This window comes from Massilia sp. NBRC 108631 (genome assembly GCF_059704565.1).
Window position 1 is genome coordinate 1 of sequence record NZ_BAAKJE010000092.1, and the last position, 2947, is coordinate 2947.

At 59.2% G+C, this 2947-nt stretch carries 1 protein-coding gene and 2 rRNA genes; all 3 read left to right on the top strand.

Annotated elements, in window-relative coordinates:
* Positions 1 to 84, top strand: a 5S ribosomal RNA gene (gene rrf / locus AC6H42_RS10785); the annotation flags it as partial.
* 126 nt (positions 85 to 210) lie between these two features.
* Positions 211 to 2541, top strand: a complete 2331-nt coding sequence (locus AC6H42_RS10790; protein WP_497548003.1) for a penicillin acylase family protein — start codon at positions 211 to 213, stop codon at positions 2539 to 2541.
* A 338-nt stretch (positions 2542 to 2879) separates the two neighbouring features.
* Positions 2880 to 2947, top strand: a 16S ribosomal RNA gene (locus AC6H42_RS10795); the annotation flags it as partial.

Below are 2947 nucleotides of genomic sequence, written 5' to 3' on the forward strand. Positions count from 1 at the left end.
CCTTCCCATCCCGAACAGGACCGTGAAACGATTTTGCGCCGATGATAGTGCTGCAACCAGTGTGAAAGTAGGTTATCGTCAGGCTAGTTATATGAAAAAGCCCCTCCAGTGATCTGGTGGGGCTTTTTTGCGTTTGCAGCCGAAAAAACAACTATTATCCTTTTGTTATCTGATAAGATTTTTACAATATCAATTAGCAAAGGAGTTGACATGCGAACACGGGCAATCGGGCTGCTGGCGGCTGCAATGGTGACAACTGGCGTGGCGGCGGAGTCCTTTCGCAGCGACGTCACGCGCACCAGCTACGGTGTGGTGCACGTCAAGGCGGCGGATTTCCGCAGTTTGGGCTACGGGCTGGCTTACGCCTACGCAGAAGACAATGTTTGCATGCTGGCCGACACGCTGCTGACAGTGCGCGGCGAGCGCTCGCGTTATTTCGGCCCCGACCTGCACGCCACCAAACCGAAGAACGGGGAATACGGAGCGGCGCTTGATTTCATCGACCTGCGCAATGAGGACAGCGACTTCTTCTTCAAAGGTTATCTCGATCTGGAGCAACTGCGTGCCGGCTATGCTGCCAGCACCCAGGAAGTGCGCGATGTCCTGACCGGCTACGTGGCCGGCTATAACCGCTACCTGCGTGACCGCGCCGCCACGTTGCCCGCCGCCTGCAAAGGCGCCGCCTGGGTCAAGCCCATGAGCCTGGATGACATGTATTTGCTGATCGCTGAAAAAGCGCTGCATGCCACCGGTGAAGCGTTTGCCGGCGCAATTGTCGCCGCCGCGCGCGAACCGTCGGCCGCTGTTGTCCTGGCCAAGACCATGGCGCCGGCCAGCCGTAAAATCCCGATGGGTATGCCTGCCGGAGTGGGCAGCAACGGTGTCGCGATCGGCAAAGATGCCAGCGCCAACGGACGGGGGCTGCTGCTCGGTAATCCCCACTATCCATGGAACAGCGCGGACCGTTTCTACCAGATCCACCTGACAGTGCCGGGAAAGTACGATGCCATGGGCGCCAGCCTGGGCGGCATGCCCGCCGTGGTCATCGGCTTCAACAAGGACATGGCCTGGACCCATACTGTGACCAAGGCGGTGCATTTCACTACCTTCAAGCTCGACCTGGACCCTGCCGATCCCACCGGCACCACATATTTCTATGACGGCGCGCCGCTCAAGATGACTTCGCGCACCGTGTCGGTCGACAGCCTGCAGACTGATGGCACACTGGCATCCAGGCAGAAGACCTTCTACTTCAGCAAGCAGGGCGCGGTCATTGTTATGCCGGACGCGGGGGTGGACTGGACCGCCACTACCGCCTTCGTGCTGGGCGACGCCAACCGCAACAATACGCGCCTGGTGCGGCAGTGGCTGGCCATCGGCAAGGCGTCCAACGTCGCAGCGGTGAAGAGTAGCCTCAACGCCATCGCTGGCTTGCCGTGGGTGAACACGATAGCGGCGGACCGGGACGGTAACACGCTGTACATGGACGGCAGTGCCGTGCCGCATATGGGCGCGGACAAATTCCTGTCGGATTGCATGGTGTTACCGGCCCTGGTCGGCTTCGACGGCGCGCGCAGCGAGTGCGCATGGGGCCAGGATCCGGACACGCCCGCTGGGATTTTTGGCGGCGCCAATATGCCGGCGCAGGAGCGCCAGGATTACGTGGCCAATTCCAATGATGCCTACTGGCTCAGCAATGCGCGCGAATTCCTCACCGGTCCCGCACCTTATGGATACTCGCCGCTGTACGGCTCGACGGATGTGGAGCAGACACTGCGTACGCGCATCGGCTTCAAGCAGCTGGAATCCGCGCTGACCCAGGAGCGCTTCCTGAATACCGACGACTTGCAGCGCCTGATGTTTGCCAACCGCGTGCATGCCGCCGAGCTGGTCCTGCCCGAGCTGCTGCCGGCCTGCCTGGCATCGAACGACCGGAACCTGCTGCTGGCGTGCGCGGTGCTGATGATATGGGACCGTAAGGTCGATCTCGATAGCCGGGGCGCGGTGCTGTTCCGAGAGTTCTGGAATGTGGCTGCCGGCATCCCGGACAAGTGGGCCGTGCCGTTCGACGCTGCCGACCCGGTTAATACTCCGCGCGGCCTGGCCGCCGCAGCCAAGCCGGCCATGCTGGACGCGCTGCGCACGGCCGTGGCCAAGCTGAATGCACAGGGCGTGCCCCTGTATGGCCGACTTGGCGATTACCAGAATGAGATCCGCAACGGTAAGCGTTATCCGCTGCATGGCGGTATTGGCGACATCGATGGGTCCTACAATTCCATCAATATGGATGGGGAGCTGAAGGCTACGGGCTATACCAACGTCAACTGGGGGACCAGCTATGTGCAGGTGGTGGGCTTCGACCAGGCCGGTCCGGTGGCCAAGGGCTTGCTGGTCTACGGCCAGTCGGTCGATCCGAAGTCTGCGCACTATGCGGACCAGCTGCCGCTGTACGGACGCAAAGCGCTTTTCCGGTTGCCATTCACGGACACGCAGATCCGCACCGACGCAGGCTACAAGCATAAAGTGCTGACGGAAAATTAGTCTTGCAATTGCCGGGCGGGGGCGGCTATAATTCCGTCCCCGCGCTGCTGAACATCCGCAGCGCAGGATGAAGGAAAAAAACAGGGGTTGACGGATGAAGCGAAAAGCCCCATAATCTTCCTTCTCTGCTGCTGAACAAAACGCTTCAGCAACAACGCAGAATTCTTTAAAAATTAACAGTCGATAAGTGTGGGCGTTTGATGATGATGCCGGAGGCGCAAGCCTCTTAGCTCAAATTATTAAACGCTCGCACAATATATTAAACGTGACCTTCGCAAGAAGGAATCGTCAGTATTTTGAGTGAGCGACCAAGTCAGCAATGACTTTAAACAGAGATTGAACTGAAGAGTTTGATCCTGGCTCAGATTGAACGCTGGCGGCATGCTTTACACATGCAAGTCGAACG

Coding starts and splice junctions, on each gene's coding strand:
- AC6H42_RS10790 (WP_497548003.1), top strand. CDS start 211: ATGCGAACACGGGCAATCGGGCTGCTGGCGGCTGCAATGGTGACAACT.